This window comes from Pseudomonas sp. EA_65y_Pfl2_P78, from assembly GCF_963970495.1.
In the GTDB taxonomy this organism is placed as follows: Bacteria; Pseudomonadota; Gammaproteobacteria; order Pseudomonadales; family Pseudomonadaceae; genus Aquipseudomonas; species Aquipseudomonas baetica_A.
The window spans coordinates 1-20,796 of the sequence record NZ_CAXAON010000038.1 but is presented as its reverse complement, the minus strand read 5'-3'; the positions used below and the strand labels follow the sequence as shown (position 1 = coordinate 20,796).

The following is a 20,796-nucleotide window of genomic DNA, read 5'->3' as shown; positions in this document are numbered from 1 at the left end:
GGTAGAAAAATGGCCAAGGCCGCAGATGTCGTCGTGCAATGTCTGGAAAACGAAGGCGTGAAATACGTATTCGGCATTCCCGGTGAGGAAAATCTCGATCTGCTCGAATCTCTGCGTAAGTCACAGATCAAGCTTGTGCTGACGCGCCACGAGCAGTCCGCTGGCTTCATGGCTGCGACCTATGGCCGCCTGACTGGCAAGACCGGCGTAAGTCTGTCCACCCTAGGGCCCGGCGCGACCAACTTGGTAACCGCCGCCGCATACGCCTATCTGGGCGGTATGCCGATGCTGATGATCACCGGCCAAAAACCGATAAAAAAGTCCAAGCAGGGACGGTTCCAGATCATTGATGTCTGCGACATGATGACCCCCATCACCAAGTACACTCATCAGTTCGCATCGGCGGACAACATCCCGGCGCGCATGCGTGAGGCATTTCGTCTTGCAGAAGAAGAAAAGCCTGGTGCTGTTCATCTTGAGCTGCCGGAAGACATTGCCGCTGAGCAAACCGACAGCACGCCGATCCCGTCGAGCATGCATCGCCGTCCGCTTGCCGAGCACAAGTCAGTCGTGGCCGCCGTCGAGAAACTGCAGAAGGCCCGCAGGCCCATCCTGGTGATCGGTGCAGGAGCAAACCGCAAGATGACGGCCAAGGTTCTGCAGCAGCTAATCGATAAGACAGGCATTCCGTTCGTCACGACTCAGTTGGGCAAAGGTGTGGTCGACGAGCGCCATCCGCGGTTCCTGGGTAACGCCGCGCTGTCGTCCGGTGACTTCGTGCATCGCTCGATTGAATCTGCTGACTTGATCATCAACATTGGCCACGACGTGATCGAGAAGCCACCGTTCCTCATGGTGCGTGGCGGTACAGAGGTTGTTCATATCAACTTCCGTTCAGCGGAAGTTGATGCGGTGTACTTCCCCCAGATCGAAGTGATCGGTGACATTGCCAATGCTGTGTGGCAAATCGGCGAGGCGCTGAGCGACACCGCGCATTGGGATTTCAGCCGGCTGCTGGAAATCCGTGATGCTAACGAAGAACAGATCGCTGAGGGAGGCGATGACAACCGTTTTCCGATCTACCCGCAGCGCTTGGTGGCTGACGTTCGCCGTGTACTGCCGTCCGACGGCATCGTTGCGCTGGACAACGGAATCTACAAAATCTGGTTCGCCCGCAACTACAAGGCGCACAAGCCGAACACCGTGCTCCTGGACAACGCGCTAGCGACCATGGGGGCTGGTTTACCGTCGGGTATGGCAGCACACCTTGTTCACCCTGATCGCCCGGTAATCTCGGTGTGTGGTGATGGCGGCTTCATGATGAACAGCCAGGAACTGGAGACAGCAGTACGCCTGGGTATGCATATCACCGTAGTGATCCTGCGTGACGATGGCTACGGCATGATTCGTTGGAAGCAGGCGAATATGGGCTTCACCGATTTTGGCCTGGATTACGGCAATCCGGACTTCGTCAAATACGCCGAAGCTTACGGTGCCAATGGCCATCGCGTGGAAAGTGCCGAAGGCCTGCTCCCGCTGCTGGAGCACTGCATCAAGACGCCGGGCGTGCATGTGATTGATTGCCCGGTCGACTACTCCGAGAACGACCGCATCCTGAACATAGAACTGCGTGAGCGGAGCGCAGCCATTTGAATCATTGCGAGCAGGCGGCATTCGGTTCCGCCTAGAGACATAGATGGCATGTAAGGTCATACCTCGCTTGGGTCGGCAGCATGGATCACTGCCGACTTATCGTCGACTTTTCAATACAGTAGGGCCTTTGAGCCCTTTTGTACTCGAAGCAAATTCAATATTCGGTCAGTCAAGGCTCGTCGGTAGTGCTGTTCATCACATTGCTACTCAGAACCTCACGCGATATCGATCAATGACTTCCTCATCCAGCTCCACACCTAAACCAGGCTTATCCGGGACGCGAACATAACCATTTTGCAGAGGTATCAGATTCTTCACTAAGTCGCGGAATAGCGGGCTATCGCTCTGAGAATACTCAATAAGTTCACCTGCTTCGCTGGCCGCCATGAAATGCACCGTGGCAGCCAACAAAATGCCAGTGCTGAAGCCATGAGGCACCAATTGTGCGCCGTATTGGCGTGCGAGCTCTTCGATATGACGCATCTCGCTGATGCCACCGCAGCGCGTGATATCTGGCTGCACGATCGCCGGGCGCGTCTCGGCCAGAAATGCTTTGAACTCATGACGAGTCGCTAGCCCCTCACCTCCAGAGACGCGTATACCGCACTGTTGAGAAAGACGCAGCAGACCTTCAGAGTCATCAGATGGCAGGGGCTCTTCAATCCAATTCAGATTAAAGTCACGTAAGGCGTCGCATTGCGTCAATGCGTTTGCATAATTTCTCCAGCGTCCAACTAGATCGATCTGCAGTTTGACATCCCCTCCAATCTCCTCCCGGATTACCTTGAGCAAGGCTTTGTCCGCGCTCAGATCTTCACCAAAACCTCCGCCTCCGAGCTTGATGCTTTTTAGCCCCTGAGCCATTAGCTCTCGCACTATGTGGCGATTGGCGATCTCATCTGGTTTGGGGATAAAGGTGCCGTAGGCAGCTATGCGGTCACGGTGCTTTCCACCTAGCAGAGTGTGCACCGGGACACCGTAATGCTGACCAGCGATATCCCATAACGCGATGTCCAAAGCACTGATCGCGTGAATCGCTGCACCGCGTCGCCCTACGTATTCAGAACCCCGCACCATCTTCTTCCAGAGCCTGTCAATCTCCAGCGGATTTTCGCCGATCAATAGTTGGCGCAACCCTTGACAGGTTTCGTGAGAAGCGGGCATTTCGATCAATGCTTTTACTACGGAAGGGGAGCTATCGGTCTCACCGACTCCCACCAATCCGGTGTCGGTATGAATGCGCACGATCAACGCATCCTCGCCCCATTCGCAAGGTTCATTTAGTGGCGGGACGCGCAGCCAAATCGTCTCTATCTCAATGATTTTCATGTTGGAACTTCCATTGTCTTGACCTTAGGGATTTCCGCAAATGCTGGCACCTCCGATCCGAGTGCCAAGCGCTGAGCCTGCTCCTCAATCTGGTACCCAGGCATCGCGCTGTAGTCCTCGCGCAACCACTTGAACAGTCCCCAAATCTTCACCATTAAGATGCCTACAAATGGGATGGCGCTTAGGATCACTGCCGTTTTGAGCGTGCTCAGCGATGCGTTGATGTAAAGCATCGCCATCGGCAACGCGGCCAGCAGAACGCACCAAAACATCCGCAGGTTTGGAGAGGGATCGTCACCTTCTCGCAGATTTCGGGTGCTGGTCGCGGCGACGGTGTAAGCCACAGCATCGAGGTGAGAGGCGAGGAAAATCAGCATCAGAAGGAAGTACAGGGCAGAAAGTATTTTGCCAAACGGCAAGCTCGCCAGCAGAAGAGAAACAGCGGCTTCTCCGCCCACGCCATCGAGCATGGCCGGAGCATCAACCAGACCAGATACGAATTGGTGAATCGCGAAACTCTGCAGGCTACCAAAAAACATCCAGCAGCCACCGCAGCCACCGAGGATCATCGCAGCGACGACTTCCTTGATCTTGCGTCCCTTGGACACTCGGGTTACGAAGATTGCAACTCCTGGGGTGTAGGTGATCCAGTAAAGCCAATAGAACACTGTCCACCCACGGGAAAATTCACCGGTGCCATTGGGTTCGGTATACAAGCTCATGCGCACGAAATCGTGGAGGACGAGACCGATCGCGTTGACGGCGTTGTTGAGAGTGTACGTTGTAGGGCCGAGTAGCAGGACTATCAGGCCGAAAAGGAGCGTCATACCGCAAGCCATCTTGGCCAAGCGCTGCATTCCTGAGCTGATGCCGATGTACGAGCTCATGGAGAAGACTACGGTCACCAACAAAACCAGGCTGGCCTTCAACGCAAACCCGTCGTTGATACCAACCAGTTCAGAAATTCCTTTCGAGACGGTAGAGGTGGTCAACGTAGTGGTCAGGATCAGCCCACCAAAAGTCGCGAACAGAAACAGTAGGTCAACCATCCGTCCCACTGGGCCTTGAGCCTTTAGTCCGGTTATGGCTTCAAGGATGCCGGCGAGGCTCAGTCCTTTGTTCTTGCGTACATGAAAATGATAAGCCATCGCTAGCGAAGCGATGCCATAGATCGACCAAGGTGTGACACCCCAATGGAAGAAAGAGTAAGCGATGCTTAGATCGAGCGCTTCTTTGCTCGCGGCAGCGACGCCTAAACCGGGAGTAAGGTAGTAGTAAGCCCACTCCATGAAAGCCCAGTACATGGTGGCGGAACCTAGTCCTGCACAGATGAACATGAAGACCCAACTGGTGGTGGTGTATTCCGGTTTGCCTTCTCCTAGGCGGATATTTCCGTACTTGCTCAATGCCAGTCCTAGGATCAGGACAACACATGCGAATCCTGTGAACTGTACAACTGCCCCAAAGGTTGACGTTGCGGAGGTGAAGAGCTGACTTGCCAGCGCTTGGGCTTCAGTCGGATACATCATCAAACCGGTTGCAATGGTGGCAATCACGACGATGCTGATCAGAATCAGTATGAAGTCCTGAGTAGGGGCCTCAGATCCTGAGTCCTGATAGACGCGACTTTTAACCTGCATGGCGACCTCCTGACAAAAAAAGGGTACTCGCGGGGTGCATGTTACAAACAGCGGGGGGTAGCGTGTGCATGATGTTTTGACTCTTGTAATTATGTTGTTAGCCGGCACTCAAACGAGGCATTAAGCCCGTCCTCAGCAAGGTAGTCGCAATGTACGTCTCAGCCCTTTAATCGGGACAACGAAATTTTGTGATGGCTTAATTACAGGTTGTAATCAATTAACTTCATCTCATAATCTTACCGCTCAAGGCATGATCACTGAGGTGGTGTTCACCCCCAAAAAAAACGCCCGCCAGAGCAGAACTCGTGAGCGACGGGCGAGGGGCAGTGGAGTTATTGTGGATGCTAACTGCCGTGCGGATGTCATCATTGGTGACGCAGGTGCGAATCCTTGAACAGCGTCGATGTTCACTGAAGCAGGAATAAAAATATGACTATGACTCGATTGCCCCACCTGAATTTGCTCCAAGCTTTTAAAACAGTTGCCGATCAAAGAAGCTTTAGTCGCGCAGCTGAAACACTCCACTTGACGCAATCTGCGGTGAGTCAGCAAGTTGTGAAACTGGAAGAGGTTGTTGGCGTTCCTCTTTTCGTTCGCTCAACTCGAAGTATCGAACTCACAGAAGATGGGGCTCAGTTACTGATTGAAATTTCTTCGCCTTTGACGAGCCTTATTCAGGCCTTCGAAAAATTCTCCAGGCCTAACAAGATTCCAGTGCTGCATTTCGAATGTGAACCTGTGTTGAGTTCTATCTGGATAACGCCCAGGCTTAAGTCTTTTACGGAATGTTTTGGAGCCATTTATTTTCAGCAAAGGCTGACAACACAGAATCTGGAATTTTCACCCGACACCCAGTTCGCTATCAAATGGGGAACAGGTAAGCGTCCGGGTTACGTCTCCGAATATCTGCTTGGGCTGAATTACATTCCCATGTGTTCACCTGCGTTGATTGAAGGGCGAGACAGACTCACCTCACCGAGCCAGTTGAACTCACTGCCGCTTCTCCATGATCGAGACAGAGGCGACTGGACAACCTGGCTCAAAGTTTTTGATATTGAGGACGTAAATCCGAACGAAGGGCATGTGGTCAACGATGCCAACGTGTTAATGCACATGGCGATCGAAGGGCACGGAGTGGCATTGTGCGCGATGGAGCTGTGTGAGAAGCCGTTAAAGGAGGGGGTTCTGGTGTTACCGTTTCCTGAGATGAGCATGCCTCACAACATGGCCTACTATATCCTCACTCGCGCGACACCTCCACCCAGCGCGAGGGCGATTCAGTTCATCGAATGGCTGAAGTCCGAGGTCAAAAAATACCGAGGTGGCACTGAAGATACGATCTGAGCGATTCATGCAGGGAAAGCTGGGAGAGAAAGCCCGCGATCCGTTCGTGCGGGCTTTACATACTGGCCGGAGTACTCAGCCTACGAACATGGCGTACGTAGTGGCACGGATTTCCTCCCAATCAATTTCAAGCCCGAGGCCGTATCCATCGGGAGCAGTGACTAATCCTGATGTATTGGCTCGGATTGGGTTATGCGTTGCAAACTCAAAGAGCTCGTACTCACATGCCTGCTCAAAAAAATTGCAGTTTGGCTGGCTGAGCATCAAGTGAAGGTTTGCCGCTTGCGCCAGTGAGTGGCCCCAGCTCTGAAGCTCTACCTGGACTCCACGCGCAGCGGCTTTGCGCATAATGGCTTGAGCGGGAGTAATGCCTCCGCAAGTCATGACATCAACCCTAACGCGCGACCAGCAATTTTCACGCATACCAAATTCAACTAGGAAGGGGTCAGTGATAGCATTGCCCGCAGGCAAAACAGGCACAGCCAAGTCTCTCGAAAGTGTCCTATAACCACTCAGGTCGTAATCATCCAATGGAGCCTCAAACCACTCATACTTGAGCTCGCTTAATACCTGACCAACATCCATGGCGCCAGCCAAGTCGTAGCGTTGCTCAACATCGAGCATCAAGGCCAAGCCTTTATCACCGTGAGCTCGGTGTACAAGATTGATCATTTTCAGGTCTTTCTCTGGCTGGCACCAACAATGGAATTTAAGCGCCTGGAAACCCTGTTCAACCCACTGGCTCACATAGTCGACATACGCCTCTGGCGATGCTAGAACAGGTGTACTGGCATAGGCTGCAATCGAAGTCCGTGACGCCCCCAATAGTTGATAGAGGGGCTTTTCCGCCGCTTTCGCTGCCAAGTCCCACAGAGCAACATCGATCAGCGCCAGGGCCTGAGCGGATCGAGCATAAGCTTTTGGCTTTAGGTGGCTCCATAGGGCCACGCGATCCAGAGCTGATTTGCCAATCACTTCGGGAATCATCTCCTTGAGCGTTTCAAGCAAGACCGTATCAACGCAGTGCGTGGTGTAGGAATCGGTTGCAGCGAAGCCCACGAAGCCGTCAGTGGTGTGAACGCGCACGAAGGTGTGTGTCGTGAATGGATCAGGTTGTTCTGGTGTCCAGGTCGAACCAGGTTGGTTAGGACGACAAACATAAACTTCAATTTTTGAAACAGTGAGACGGTTCATGCCTTATACCTTACGCAACTTTGTTAAATGAAAATGAGCTTTCGGGGATTCATTTTGAAAGGCAGCCAAGTACAAGAGTGATAAAATCGTCATCCCTGCACATATCTGAACGTCTAGTCTTGCTCTTGATGTCAGTTTTTTAGTTGCTAAACTAAAATGCAAAGAAGTTATCCTTGCGATTGATTGCGAGCTTTTGTTCGAGCAAGCGTGTGTCGCTGGCAGCTTCAAAATGTTCAAGTTTAGTCCCCAGTTAGTATTAATTATGTGGGTGACGCTGGTTGCGGGTTGCTTTCAAGAATCTAATGATTTGAGCGAAGTTGTGGAATCAATATTTTGTGATCCGTTTATTAGTGTGGCTTATTAGTGGCCAAGTCGCTGCACCATTCGTAGCTTATCCGAGACTAAGCCGTGTCAGCCCTCACTGGCTGGCAGTGAGCGCTTAGTTTTGCTTTGGTGTATCTATAAGTAAAACGGTGCATGAGGCCATATTTTTATTGTAGGTGGGGCGTTTATTTCCAGTGATAGCATGTCGAACTATCACCTCAGGTCGCTGAAGCGCACGGATTAGAAATTATGACTGCAGGCCAAATGTGTATTTGGCGCGAATGCTTAATATTTAGTTATTAAATTGTTGCAGGCGGCGGGGTGTTGGTTTTTATAAAACTAAAGCTGGAGTGAGTGATGGTGTTTAATTTCTCGCATTATAAGTGGTTGTTGATAGGTAGTGCGTTTATTCTCGCGTTGTCATTAGGGGTCAGGCACGGATTTGGATTGTTCCTGGCCCCCATGTCCCTATCGTTTGGGTGGGGAAGGGAGATTTTTGCATTCGCGATTGCGTTTCAGAACCTAATTTGGGGTATCGCCCAGCCTTTCAGTGGGGCGTTGGCCGATCGATATGGAGCGGGCAAGGTAATCGCTGGTGGCGGGTTTCTGTACGCCTGTGGGCTAGTTCTTATGAGTACCGCGACCAGTTCATCTATGCTGCTGATGAGTGCTGGCGTTCTGGTGGGTATTGGCCTGTCAGGCACTACTTTCTCAGTAATTCTAGGGGTAATAGGAAGAGCATTGCCGATTCAGAGTCGCAGCATGGGAATGGGGTTAGCTAGTGCCGCTGGCTCACTTGGGCAATTTGTCATGCTTCCCGGCACTCTTGAGTTAATCCAGCAATTTGGGTGGCAGTCTGCATTAATCATCCTGGCAGGCTTGGTCGCTTTGATTCTGCCGCTGGTAGGAATGCTTAAAGACCGACCGCTTGTTAGGACGGCAGATACCCAAACTGCCGGCCAGGCGTTGCAAGAGTGCATGGCCCATCCAGGGTTCATCCTGCTGTCAGCAGGCTTTTTCGTATGCGGGTTTCAGGTGGTTTTCATTGGAATACACTTGCCCTCGTATATCATTGATCAACACCTTGATGTCGGAACTGGCACGGCGGCCTTGGCCCTTATCGGCTTATTCAATATCTTCGGAACCTATACCGCAGGGATTTTCGGCGCTCGATATTCGAAGCCGAGGTTGCTAACGATGTTGTATGCATTAAGGGCAATCGTTATTGCCTGCTTTATTGCAGTGCCAGTGACTAAGCTTTCAGTTTATTGTTTCTCAATTGCTATAGGCTTTTTGTGGCTCTCTACCGTGCCTCTTACCAATGGAACCATCGCTTCAGTTTTTGGTGTGAGAAATCTGTCCATGCTCGGGGGCATCGTCTATTTCTTCCACCAGGTTGGCGCTTTCTTCGGTGGATGGCTCGGAGGGCTTGTATATGACCGCACCGGCAGCTACGACCTCGTCTGGTACATCTCGATCGTGTTGAGCGTTATAGCAACTGTATTACATTGGCCAATTACTGAGTCTCCGGTCGAACGAAGGCCTAGGGCGGGGGAGGTATGTTGAGGTGCGAATGGTTTGGCTAACGATCGTGTTGCTTGCGGTGATGTTTATCATCAGCTGGCAGGGATACCTGCATATGGGCTTGGCTGGATTACAGTTGGGGGCTGTTTGCTAGATAAAATTTACATGTGTCAGCAAGGTTGACGCGTTGGCTGCGCGGAGATCCAAGCAGCCAACTTTTCAAGTCTTGGAGATTCTAGACCAAAGTTTCCATTGCTGGAGCGTGTTGTGTCGCGCGAGGAAAAATTGGAGTTTGTGGGTGTGCTTTTGTCAGTGCACGCCCTTGTGCCACGATGGCCTCAGCAGACATATGTGAATAGTCTTCTTTCAACCATCTCATCAGCCCCCAAATTTTCACCGCCAGGACTGCGATAAATGGAATGGCAGTGAGAATGACCGCTGTTTTCAGGGTGCTCAGCGGAGCGTTGATATAGAGCATGGAAAGCGGCAGCGCAGCGAGTAATAAACACCAGAACAGGCGAAGGTTAGGTGTTGGATCATCGCCTTCTTTCAGGTTTTTGGTGCTAGTCGCAGCCACTGTATACGCCACTGCATCGAGGTGCGATGCAAGGAAAATAAGCATCAGAAGGAGGTACACGACAGATAGCACATTACCCATTGGCAAGGAGTGTAGGAGCATCGAAACCGCAGCTTCGCCGCCTGCACCACTGAGCATTGCGGGAGCGTCAACAACGCCAGTGATGAACTGGTGAATAGCGAAACTCTGCAGGCTACCGAAGAAGAACCAGCATCCACCGCAACCACCTAAGACCATTGCCATGATCACTTCCCGTATGGTTCTGCCACGTGAAATACGAGTGACAAAGATTGCCATCCCAGGCGTGTAGGTGATCCAGTAAAGCCAATAGAAGGCCGTCCAACTACGAGCAAAATCACTCCCGCCTACAGGGTCGGTATGCAAGCTCATTTGCACGAAATTCTGTAATGCAATGCCCGCCGCATTTGTGAAGTTGTTGATGATGAATTCGGTCGGGCCGAGAAACAGGACGATTAATCCAAACCCCAGCGTCATACCGCAAGCGACCTTCGCCAAATGCTGCATGCCAGAGGAGATGCCGATGTAGGAGCTCAGTGAAAAGACCATCGTGACCATGATGACAATCGAAGCTTTGAGCCCGAAACCATCAGTGATGCCGGTGAGGTCAGCGATCCCTTTCGCAACAGTAGATGTGGTAAGCGTAGTTGTCAGGACTAGCCCGCCAAACGTGGAGAACAAGAATATCAAATCAATTACACGACCCACCGGCCCGCGTGCCTTAAACCCCGTCATAGACTCAACAACGGCTGCCAAGCTCAAGCCTTTGTTGCGTCGTACGTGAAAGTGATAGGCCATGGCCAGCGAGGCAATTCCGTAGATCGACCATGGCGTAACGCCCCAGTGAAAAAAGGAATATGCGATGCTGTACTCTAGGGCTTGTTGAGTCGACCCGGTAATCCCAAGTCCCGGAGTTAGATAATAGTAAGACCATTCCATGAATGCCCAATACATGGTGGCTGAGCCTAGCCCGGCGCAAATAAACATGAATATCCAGCTCACATTCTTGTACTCGGGAAGTCCATCGCCAAGCTTGATGCTTCCGTACTTGGTCATGGCCAGACCAATAATAAGAACGACGCAAACAAAGCCAACAATTTGGACGATGGATCCAAATGTCATTGTTGCCGCTGAAAACAGTTGATCTGCGGAGGCCTTGGCTTGATCTGGATAGGCTGTTAGAAAAATAACGGCTGTGGAGACAATGGCCAAACAGGTTAAGATGAGTGTCCAGTCGATAGAAGGGCGGGATGTTTCGATAATTTCAGGCTTCATGGCGACCTCCTGAAAGTGTGTGGCGGACACGAAGCGAGGGAGATAGATTTCTCATTTCTGAAGACCTGCTATTATGATTATTGGTAGACCTTAGCCATAGGGCTAAGCGCAATATAAACAGTTTAGTTGTCAACACTGAATCGCGTTTTGTTAATGAGATTATAAGAAATGCTTATCAATGGCCCAGTCTCACAGTCTGTTTCAACGCGACTCCCGCATTTCACTCTATTGTTGGCATTCAAAACGGTCGCAGAGCAAGGCAGCTTCACGCATGCCGCTAAAATTTTGCACCTCTCTCAGTCTGCGATCAGTCAAAAAATAGTAAAGCTGGAGGAGGCGTTGAATGCTCAATTACTAATTCGCACCACTCGTTCAGTGACGCTTACGGCTGCGGGTAAAGATCTGCTAAATGAGACAAGCGGCCCTTTTGAAGAGCTGGTGAAAGCATTTGATCGCTGCGCGCGAAAACAAGGTCGGTTGGCCTTGCATATAGAAGCGGAACCTGTTTTAAGTGCATTCTGGCTGACGCCGAGATTGCGTAAATTCACAAATAACTACCCTGGCTTAGATATTCAGCAAACGCTGACATCGAAGCGCGTTGAATTTTCGGGAGACATCGATTTAGCAATAAAATGGGGCAAGGCTGACTGGTCGGGATTTCGTGCGGATTATCTGTTAGGTTTGAATTACGTTCCTGTTTGTTCACCTGCGTTGCTTGAATGTGAAAATCCTTTAATCGACCCGCTCAACTTGATCCACCATCCATTGCTTCATGATCGTAGCGTTGACGATTGGATTAATTGGGGGCGCACCTACCCAGGCGTCCCAATCAAAATTGAAGGGGGGCATCTAGTCAGTGACTCCAACGTGCTGACAGAGCTTGCGATTGAAGGTTTGGGCGTTGCTCTGTGTGGCTTGGAGCTTATCCAGAGACCTCTAAAGAATGGTGATTTAATCATTCCATTTCCTGAGATGAAGATGCGACACCCAATGGGTTACTACCTTTTGACGAGGAAATCCGATCGTTTGAGTGATGTGGCCCAGCAATTTGTCGCTTGGTTAAAGGAGGAGGCCCGCCTCACCGAAGGCGCAGAAGACCGGCTTGGGGAGGAATCCACTTAGCCATCTAATAACTGGGTGGATTCCTTTTTTGAAAGACCGGCTTCCTTAAGTAACCAGTCTAAAAATGCTTGGGATTGAGGGCTGGCATATTGATGTTCTGGAAGGACAGCGTAGAACGCTTCGGAGGTGGGTACACGTTGAGTGAACGGAGCGACGAGTTTGCCTTCAGTCAGCAGCGTAGCTACAAGTGATGTTCGTCCTAATGCAAAACCGTGTCCGAGAACAGCCATTTCCAACGCTGTTATAAGCGTGTCAAATTGCATCCCTTTCGAAGGTGGAACGCAGGAAATTCCTGTTTGCTTTAGCCAATAACCCCATCCTTCTTCATATCCGATGACATGGAGTAGTCCATGATCTGCTAGTATTTTCTCTATATTGAAGTCTAAGTTAGGATCGGTAATTATTAGCTTGGGGCTGCATACTGGAATAAGCTCATCCCACGTCAGTCTGTATGACTTATAGCCCGGCCAATTTCCTTTGCCGTATCGAATATCAATATCCACTTCTTTATCCTGCTCCTCCAGCCAGATGTTACTGCTGAAATGCAGGTTTACTGAAGGATAAACGCTGGTAAACCGTTCTAGTCTCGCAGCTAGCCAAGTCGTAAAGAAAACAAGGTTCACCCTGGTGGTAATGACCTTTGCACGTCCTTCGCCAAAAATTTCATCGGTGGCAGCAGCAAGACGTTCGATAGCTTCATGAACTGCAGGCATATAAGCGCGCCCCGCTTCGGTCAATTCTAGTCGGCGCGCTAGACGCTTGAAAAGCGTCATTCCAAGTTGTGACTCCAAACCTTTAATCTGTTGGCTGATAGCAGCCTGTGTCAAGTTTAGTTCTTCGGCAGCTAAGGTGAAATTTAAGTGGCGTGCAGAGGCCTCGAACGAGCGCAGCCAATTCAGCGGAGGAAGGCGTTTTTTATTCACTTATAGATCGCTCTTCATATAGCATTGTTGAGCGGGTGATGGTTATCGCCATCGCCCGCTCAATAATAGTATGTAGCGTCTATAGATGTAAATGATCATATGAGGCGATAGCGTGAACGCCTCGGGGCATGAAAACTTGAGTGTTTGCATGCCCATTCGGGGCCGTTATTTCAATGTAGGCATTGAGAATGAGGCTCCTTCACGAACACCTGCCGATGGCCAGCGCTGGGTGATCATTTTGCGACGGGTATAAAACCGCACGCCATCCGGGCCATAAGCATGGAGGTCGCCGAACAGAGAGCGCTTCCAACCGCCGAAACTGTGATACGCAACTGGTACCGGCAATGGGACGTTTACGCCCACCATACCCACTTTGATGTTGTCGGTGAAGTAACGCGCTGCCTCGCCGTCGCGCGTGAAAATACACGTCCCATTGCCGTATTCATGGTTATCAATGAGATTCATCGCTCCCTGCATTGAGTCGACCTGAATCACCTGAAGCACCGGCCCGAAGATCTCCTCTTGGTAGCTCTGCATCGTCGGTTTTACGCCATCGATCAGGGTGCCACCCACAAAGAAGCCGCTCTCGTATCCCGCGACTTCAGCATTTCGACCATCTACGATGATCCGGGCACCGTCGGCCTCCGCACTGTCGATGTACCCGACAACCTTATCCTTGTGCTGACGGGTGATAACGGGGCCAAAGTCGTTGCTCGCATCTGAATAGGCGCCGACTTTAAGCGCAGCCATGGCGGTGCGCATCTTTTCAACAAGGGCTTGTGCGGTACCTGCTCCTACTGCAACGGCAACCGACAGTGCCATGCAGCGTTCGCCGGATGAGCCAAAAGCTGCCCCTAAGAGCTGGTTCACCGCGTTATCCATGTCCGCATCCGGCATTACGATTGCGTGGTTTTTCGCGCCGCCCAATGCTTGGCAACGTTTGCCATTCGCGGTAGCGAGCTTGTAGATGTATTCGGCAATTGGCGTTGAGCCTACGAAACTTACTGCCTCAATCCGCGAGTCGTTTAACAGAGTGTCAACAGCTTCTTTATCCCCGTTGACTACGTTCATGACACCGTTTGGAAGACCTGCTTCCTGCAGCAGTTGAGCGATGAACAAAGTCGAGCTTGGATCGCGTTCGGATGGTTTGAGGATGAAGCAATTCCCGCAGACAATTGCCATCGGGAACATCCAGAGCGGCACCATCACTGGGAAGTTGAATGGGGTGATGCCAGCCACCACACCCAGCGGCTGGAACTCGCTCCAGCAATCGATATCCGGGCCTACGTTTTTGCTGTGTTCTCCTTTCAAAAACTCAGGAGCACCGCAAGCGTACTCAACGTTTTCGATGCCGCGCTGCAATTCCCCCATGGCGTCGTGGGAAATCTTGCCGTGCTCTTCGCCAATGAGTTGGCAAATTTTCGCAGCATTCTGCTCCAGGAGTTCCTTGAAGCGGAACATGACGCGAGCGCGCTTGATAGGAGGGGTATTGCGCCAGGCAGGGAAGGCTGCCTGAGCTGCGGAGATGGCTTGTTCAACAGTCACCTTGGAGGCCAGCGCCACGCGCTTGGTAACTTGTCCAGTCGCAGGGTTGAATACATCCTGAAAACGCTGTCCAGCGTCCAGGCGCTCGCCACTAATGAGGTGTCCTACAGTTTCCATTTCATGTTTCCTGATTATTGTAATGTTGGATAACAGCGTTTAACGGTATGGCGTTCAACTACCAAAGCTTGCGATAGAGCTCAGCCATTTGCTCGGTGGTCGGGACGCGAGGGTTACTCCCCGGCGATCCAGAGGCCAAGGCCTGCTGTGCCATGGTTTCGATCTTGTCCATGAACTGCGCTTTATCAATTCCAAACTCTGCCGGGCTGGGGACGTTCAAATCCTCATTGATTGCTTTGAGCTCGCGCAGCAGCTTTTCGTTGGCCGTGGCATCGCTGTCCTGGAGGGTGGCCAAGCCCATTGCGCGAGCACATTCGGCATAGCGCTCCGGTGCTGCAGGGATCGAAAATTCGGTCACGGCCGGCAGGAGCATCGCGTTGGACAATCCGTGGGGGACATGGAAAAAAGCGCCAATAGGGCGGCTCATGCCATGCACTAAAGCTACTGATGCGTTGGAGAAAGCCATCCCCGCGAGCGTTGAGCCGAGCATCATCGCTTCACGTGCCTTCTTATCGGCTCCGGTGCGATAGACGGTTCGAAGATTGGGCCCGATCAATCGCATCGCAGCCAGAGCCTGAGTGTCGCTGTAAGCGTTTGCCTTTTTACTGACGTATGCCTCCATGGCGTGGGTGAGGGCGTCAATGCCTGTGTCAGCCGTGATGCGTCCTGGGAGGCTTAGCGTCAGCGTATAATCGATCAGGGCGGCAACTGGCATAAAGGCCAATCCCACACAGAGCATTTTCTCGTCAGTCGACTCATCAGTGATGATTGTGAATCGGGTGACCTCGGAGCCAGTGCCCGCCGTGGTCGGGACGGCAATCAGCGGCAGTCCCGCTTCGTTTACGATTCGTGGGAACTTGTAATCACGCATTTGGCCGCCGTGCTTGGCAAGCACACCGATAGCCTTCGCACTGTCGATAGGGCTGCCGCCACCCAGCGCAATGATGCAGTCAAAGTCGCCTTCTTCGGCGTAGCGCACACCTGCACTGATCGATGCGACAGTGGGCTCGGGAACGGTGTCATCGAATACGTCAGCATGGATGCCGGCAGAGGAGAGCACTTCTACGATTCTGGCGGCATAGCCCAGCTTGACCATCATTTTGTCGGTCACTACGAGGGGCTTGCGAAGATTTAGGCTTGCTAGAACTGCCGTAATTTCTTCACAAGCATTTTCGCCGATGGACATCAGGCGAGGCAGAACTACTGGGGTAGCCATAAATGCTCCTGTTTTATTTATCAGGTGGAGTAAAAGACACCGTCTCTGCGCAATAGCCGCATAGATTATTTGGGCATGGCTGCCGGCATGAATTGTTTCGACCTCAGGTGGGTCGTGATTGATTCTCGGGTGTGAGTATAAGTTTGTGAAGCAATAAAATGTCAGCCTGACTCCCTGTTTTTTTTATGGGTCGAGGGGGGCTTGCGAGAGGTTTGCTGTTGTTTATTTCAAGAGGTCGCCTGCAGCCATAATAAAAATTGACCCTCAGGGCTAATTTATATTGCTGGATTGGTTGTTGTGAGATTTCTAATATCGGTATTACACGGTGGGGGAATACCAAAAAAAGTTGTCGAGAGTTTTTGTCGTCAAATCAGGTGTCAGTAGTTACTGATATTGCTTTTCGTCCACTGCCATGACTCTACAACTAGGTCATTAGACCTAATCTAAAACTGCCTCTAAGAAGGATAAAACGAAATGAAGCAGACTAATCCATTGCCGCTTGCCGGCGTTCGCGTAGTCGATTTCGGTCAGCAGATCGCTGGCCCCGCCGTAGCAATGATCTTGGCGGATCTCGGTGCGACAGTGGTGCACATCGACCCTCCTGAGGGCCCTCAGTGGGAAAACCCGGCGAACGCTGTGCTTAATCGCAACAAAAGCTGTATCCGTCTTGACCTCAAGACCGCTGCCGGTCTGGCGCAGGCGAATGATCTGATTGCTCAAGCTGACATTGTCCTGGAAAGCTTCCGTCCGGACGTAATGAAAAATCTGGGCATCGACTTTAAAGAGCTGCGCGCCAGCCGCCCGGAGCTGATCACACTCTCAATCCCAGGCTTTGCCAGCAACGACACGCTGCGTCGGGAATGGAAAGCTACAGAGGCTGTTGTTGCCGCGACTGCGGGCGCATTCACTGACATGGGCTTCAACCGTGTTTTGCTGGGTCTTAACCCGAGCTTCTCACCACTGCCTCTGGGTTCTGCGTACGCTACCACTCTGGCTGCTAGCGCAGTCGCACTCGCTCTTCAAGCTCGTGAACGTACCGGCCATGGTGATGAGATCGAGGTGCCGGTGGTTGCCGCGTTGATGGAAGGACTGTCCTATAACTCCTACGTAATCGACGGTCTGCCTGAGCGCTATAAGACGATGCGAGAGCTTGAAATTGAGCATCGCAAGGCCAACAACATTCCAATGAATCTCAGCTACGAGGATTTGCAGGAGTATCTCGATCCTTTCTACCGCACCTATTTGTGTGCAGACGACCGGATGTTTTACTGCGTATGCCCGTCGCACCGTAACCATGCCAAGCGTGCGTTGACAGTTCTCGGCATCTACGATGAACTCGTGGCGGATGGTCTACCCGAAGTATCCGATCTGCATTCACCCATCAGTGAGTGGGATGGCGAGACGTCGATTGGCGTATACCCTCTGCCAAAGAAGTGGGCAGACCATATCTCGGCGAAGATGAAGAAAGCGTTCCTCACCAAAACTTCGGAAGAGTGGGGTCAGATTTTCGGTGAGAACAAGATTCCAGGGGCGCCTCATCGTACCACCCAAGAATGGGTCAATCATGAGCACACCAATACTGCTGGTCTGATCGTTGAGGTTGAAGATCCTGAATACGGCCTGATGAAACAGCCTGGGCCGATCGTGTGGCTTGAAGAGTTCGCAGGCGAAATGGTTAAGCCTCGTCCTCGCAAGAACATATCTTTCGAACAGGCACTGGTCGAGCTTAAAGAAGTCGCCGCTGTATATCCGGCGACCTACCCAACTGGTAATGCAATCAAGTCCGAAGTTGGAAAGGGCTGGTTGGATGGGCTACGGATCCTTGACCTGACCAACGTTATTGCTGGCCCGCACTCGACTGCGTTCCTCGCGCGCTTCGGTGCCGAAGTCATCAAGCTTGATCCGGTTAAGCCTCTTTATGACCCACTGATTGGCACTCTATTTACCTTCCAGACAGGCATGGGCAAACAAAGCGCGCTGGTTGATATTCTCAGCCCCGAAGGCCGTGGCGCTTTCAACCGCTTGGTTAGCTCAGTGGATATAGTGGTCATCAATGCTCCAGAGCGTCAGTTGAAAGAGCTGGGACTGGATAAGGAGAGCCTGCGTATCGTCAACCCCAACGTCCTGTTCTGCCGCCTCGATTGCTTAGGTGGGCCGCTGCCAGGGCCGAAGTCCAACTTCATCGGCTATGACGATATCATTCAGGCCCATAGCGGCATCATGAGTCGCTTCGGTGGCCCACAAACGCCAGAAGAGCACGCTCACCTAGGCACCCTGGACGTCAACTGTGGTTTCGCTGCCGGCTTGGGTATGGCGGTGCAACTCTACCATCGGATCAAAACCGGAAAAGTCACCCGTTCGCGCACCTCCCTCTCGGCTGTTACCAACCTTGCGCAAATCTCGTTTGCCTATGACTATGCGGGGCGCGGCGCCTTCAACGAGCCCTCGGGTCGCGATGTGCTGGGCTATAATGCTCTGTCGCATTTCTACCAGACGAGTGAGGGGTGGCTGTATCTGGACAGCAAGCCAGCAGAAATCGAGATGCTGGAAGGAATCGAAGGGTTGGAAGGCATCGGTAAAGCTTCAGATGTCTCGGCCTTCTTGAAGGAGGCATTCCTGACTGCTCCAGCTGCATACTGGGCTGACCTCCTGCACGAGGCGGACATCGCTGCCGCAGTACCGAATTCAATCGAGCAGCTCCGTGCGCAATACACCCGTGAAGGGGACAACACCGTTGGTATCCACAACGGCAGCTTCGCATTCTCGATTCACCGTAACCACCCAAGCGGCCACTGCCTGACACAGATCGATCACTACGCAATCCGCCCAGTGGATTCAAAAATCTCGGCAGTATCTCTGCCTGAGCGCTGGGGGCATTCAACCAAAGAGGTACTTTCCAGCATCGGGTACTCTGAGGCGGAAGTCGATGATTTCGTCCGTCGCGGTATTGCCAGCCTTGGATGGGCAGAGGAGTTCCTGCCAAGCTAATCAAGCATCCACGCGCTCGTAGTTGAATCAATTTTTGGCCATGTGTCCACGACCACATGGCCTTTTTTTTGCGTAAAGTTGTATGCGTTCAAGCTCGGCATCGTGGAACACGGGAAATGCTCTAATTGCAATAAAATACAGGCGGTGAAAATGACCATAGAACTTGTCGAGTGCGCGCGTCCGGGCGCCCCGCCTTGCGCAACTAAACCGGTCGCCACCTATGGGGCAGTAGCTCCGCAATCCCACTTATCCACTGCGTCGGTAGGCGCGTGAGGGCGTCCTTAAAATAAGCATATGAATCATGCCCGTTGAGTCGCTCCGACGGGATCAAAGTCATGACCGCCGCTGCCCGTTTTCCGCTGCGCAGTGATCTTGCGAAGAGCCAGTTCTTGCGCGAGCCATGAATACCTGCTGAAGAGAGTGCGTGCCGGCGACAGGATTGGCACGCTTATATGGGGGACGATTTCACAAGTGAACGCGAAGAGATCCTCAGCTTTCGAATGTCTCTGATACCAACGTTAAGCTCGTCAACCTCTTGCCACGACGGCGTCACACCAGGTGCATTACGCGCCTCGATGATCGCATCTAAGACTGCTCGTTTTTCGGTGGGGTTGAAGGTGTTGATCTCAAAACGTCCAAGGATCTCGCGCCTAAGAGATCTTCTAAACTTTGTGTTCGTATCGAAGTGCAGCGGCGAACAGTGCTCGTCGTCCTACTGGATGAATTTAACCGAGGACGGTCTCTGCGGCTTCTCGGGTTGCTAGCAGCCCATACAACCCCTGCTGTGTTTCACGAATTTTGTAGCCAAACCATCACGTCATATTTGGGAGCGGCCAGTAATGGATGCACGCGATCAAATGATTGAACTGTAAGTCCGGACAACACACCTTCCTAATGCCAACGCTTAAGGCGATGGTGTCCACCTACATTTGATCTGACCCCGAAATGTTGGACATCAACATTGAGGGGTGTCATGAAAAAGTACACAGAGCAGGCGAAATTGTCGGTTGTTGAAGATTACTGTTCGGGTAACGCAGGTCACAGAGAGGTCGCGCATCGTCACGGGGTCAATGCTTCTTCGCTTCGAAAGTGGATTGCGGCATATCAGGCGCTTGGTGCCGCAGGCCTCAAAAGTAAGAGAAAGAAGAACTACAGCCCTGAGTTCAAGCTGAATGTATTGCAGCGCATGCGAGAGGAAGAGCTGTCCTATCGCCAAGTCGCTGCTCTGTTTGATATCCGGAAATCCGACATCATTGGCGAATGGGAGCGCAGGTATGATGAAGGCGGTTTGGAGGCCTTGTCCCGGCAGCCAGGAAGCGGACTTCACAAAAAAATGACAAACCCCATCCCGTCCATTCAGCTTGAATCTTCGGACGATGAAGCTCGTACGCGTGATGATTTGCTGGTCGAATTGAGCCAGTTGCGGATGGAAATTGCTTATTTAAAAAAGCTCGATGCCTTGGTTCAAGCGAAGGAACGAGCAGCGCAGCGGAAAAAGCGCAAATCGTGATTGAACTGAGGCAGGAGCACCCTCTGGAAGGCCTTCTGAAATTGGCTGGCCTGGCCCGTAGCACTTTTTACTATCAACAAAAGGTGCAGCAATCCGTTGATAAATACGCGGTGCTGAAGTCCAGAATTTGCTCAATTTTCGACGAGCACAAGGGCCGATATGGCTATCGCCGTATCACTGCTGCCGTTCGGCGAGCTGGCCACCTCGTGAACCACAAGACTGTTCAGCGCCTCATGGGCGAGCTTCAGTTGAAAAGCCGTGTGCGCATAAAGAAATACCGGGCCTACAGAGGCGAAGAGGGTCAGGTAGCGCCGAACCTGCTGAAACGGAAGTTTGATGCCAAACGACCGAACCAGAAATGGGTAACCGACGGCGTTTTTCAAGGTTGTTGTCGCGTCGCCGTCTAACTATGCCGCTCTTTTCTCGGTCTGCTGCTGCCGATCCGGGTTCAACATCACAGTGCCCATCGGCTCCCAGTTTCTTGTCTGGCCAGACCA

The 20,796-nt window shown here is 52.0% G+C and carries 12 protein-coding genes and 2 pseudogenes; 6 read left to right on the top strand and 8 right to left on the bottom strand.

Annotation, left to right across the window (positions count from 1 at the left end):
- Positions 1-9: 9 nt before the first annotated feature.
- Positions 10-1,653: an acetolactate synthase large subunit gene (locus AACY02_RS22865; RefSeq protein WP_339433893.1), complete on the top strand. Its 1,644-nt coding sequence runs from the start codon at positions 10-12 to the stop codon at positions 1,651-1,653.
- 207 nt (positions 1,654-1,860) lie between these two features.
- Here the strand turns inward: AACY02_RS22865 and AACY02_RS22860 are convergent, their stop codons facing one another.
- The gene (locus AACY02_RS22860) at positions 1,861-2,982 is read right to left on the bottom strand and encodes a mandelate racemase/muconate lactonizing enzyme family protein (RefSeq protein ID WP_339433892.1); all 1,122 of its coding nucleotides are present in this window, start codon (positions 2,980-2,982) and stop codon (positions 1,861-1,863) included.
- Complete coding sequence (locus AACY02_RS22855) at positions 2,979-4,622, bottom strand: BCCT family transporter (RefSeq protein ID WP_339433891.1); 1,644 nt, start codon at positions 4,620-4,622, stop codon at positions 2,979-2,981. Before AACY02_RS22855 ends, AACY02_RS22860 begins: the two co-directional genes overlap by 4 nt.
- A gap of 429 nt (positions 4,623-5,051) precedes the next feature.
- Between AACY02_RS22855 and AACY02_RS22850 the strand changes: the two genes are divergently transcribed.
- The gene (locus tag AACY02_RS22850) at positions 5,052-5,966 is read left to right on the top strand and encodes a LysR family transcriptional regulator (RefSeq protein ID WP_339433890.1); all 915 of its coding nucleotides are present in this window, start codon (positions 5,052-5,054) and stop codon (positions 5,964-5,966) included.
- Positions 5,967-6,041: 75 nt separating this feature from the next.
- Here the strand turns inward: AACY02_RS22850 and AACY02_RS22845 are convergent, their stop codons facing one another.
- Positions 6,042-7,160: a mandelate racemase/muconate lactonizing enzyme family protein gene (locus tag AACY02_RS22845; protein ID WP_339433889.1), complete on the bottom strand. Its 1,119-nt coding sequence runs from the start codon at positions 7,158-7,160 to the stop codon at positions 6,042-6,044.
- A gap of 681 nt (positions 7,161-7,841) precedes the next feature.
- On the opposite strand from AACY02_RS22845, the gene AACY02_RS22840 reads away from it, so the two are divergent.
- Positions 7,842-9,050, top strand: coding sequence for an MFS transporter (locus AACY02_RS22840; protein WP_339433888.1), 1,209 nt, complete (start codon positions 7,842-7,844; stop codon positions 9,048-9,050).
- Positions 9,051-9,243: 193 nt separating this feature from the next.
- Here the strand turns inward: AACY02_RS22840 and AACY02_RS22835 are convergent, their stop codons facing one another.
- Positions 9,244-10,878, bottom strand: a complete 1,635-nt coding sequence (locus AACY02_RS22835) for a BCCT family transporter (RefSeq protein WP_339433887.1) — start codon at positions 10,876-10,878, stop codon at positions 9,244-9,246.
- Between the two features lie 168 nt (positions 10,879-11,046).
- Here AACY02_RS22835 and AACY02_RS22830 point away from each other — a divergent pair, with 168 nt between their 5' ends.
- Positions 11,047-12,000, top strand: coding sequence for a LysR substrate-binding domain-containing protein (locus tag AACY02_RS22830; RefSeq protein WP_339420479.1), 954 nt, complete (start codon positions 11,047-11,049; stop codon positions 11,998-12,000).
- Here AACY02_RS22830 and AACY02_RS22825 read toward each other — a convergent pair.
- The 3 genes from AACY02_RS22825 to AACY02_RS22815 all read right to left on the bottom strand — a co-directional run bounded on the left by AACY02_RS22825 (position 11,997) and on the right by AACY02_RS22815 (position 15,801).
- Complete coding sequence (locus AACY02_RS22825) at positions 11,997-12,923, bottom strand: LysR substrate-binding domain-containing protein (RefSeq protein ID WP_339433886.1); 927 nt, start codon at positions 12,921-12,923, stop codon at positions 11,997-11,999. The two genes, AACY02_RS22830 and AACY02_RS22825, sit on opposite strands and share 4 nt — an antisense overlap.
- Before the next feature lie 165 nt (positions 12,924-13,088).
- On the bottom strand, positions 13,089-14,585 hold the full coding sequence (locus AACY02_RS22820; RefSeq protein WP_339433885.1) for a CoA-acylating methylmalonate-semialdehyde dehydrogenase: 1,497 nt from the start codon (positions 14,583-14,585) through the stop codon (positions 13,089-13,091).
- A gap of 58 nt (positions 14,586-14,643) precedes the next feature.
- Positions 14,644-15,801: an iron-containing alcohol dehydrogenase gene (locus AACY02_RS22815; RefSeq protein ID WP_339433884.1), complete on the bottom strand. Its 1,158-nt coding sequence runs from the start codon at positions 15,799-15,801 to the stop codon at positions 14,644-14,646.
- Between the two features lie 474 nt (positions 15,802-16,275).
- Here AACY02_RS22815 and AACY02_RS22810 point away from each other — a divergent pair, with 474 nt between their 5' ends.
- On the top strand, positions 16,276-18,789 hold the full coding sequence (locus AACY02_RS22810; protein ID WP_339433883.1) for a CoA transferase: 2,514 nt from the start codon (positions 16,276-16,278) through the stop codon (positions 18,787-18,789).
- Positions 18,790-18,991: 202 nt separating this feature from the next.
- On the opposite strand, the pseudogene AACY02_RS22805 reads toward AACY02_RS22810, so the two are convergent.
- Positions 18,992-19,183 (bottom strand): annotated as a pseudogene (locus AACY02_RS22805) (transposase domain-containing protein); the annotation flags it as partial.
- Between the two features lie 579 nt (positions 19,184-19,762).
- Here AACY02_RS22805 and AACY02_RS22800 point away from each other — a divergent pair.
- Positions 19,763-20,670: pseudogene (locus AACY02_RS22800) on the top strand (IS3 family transposase); the annotation flags it as partial.
- Between the last annotated feature and the right edge of the window lie 126 nt (positions 20,671-20,796).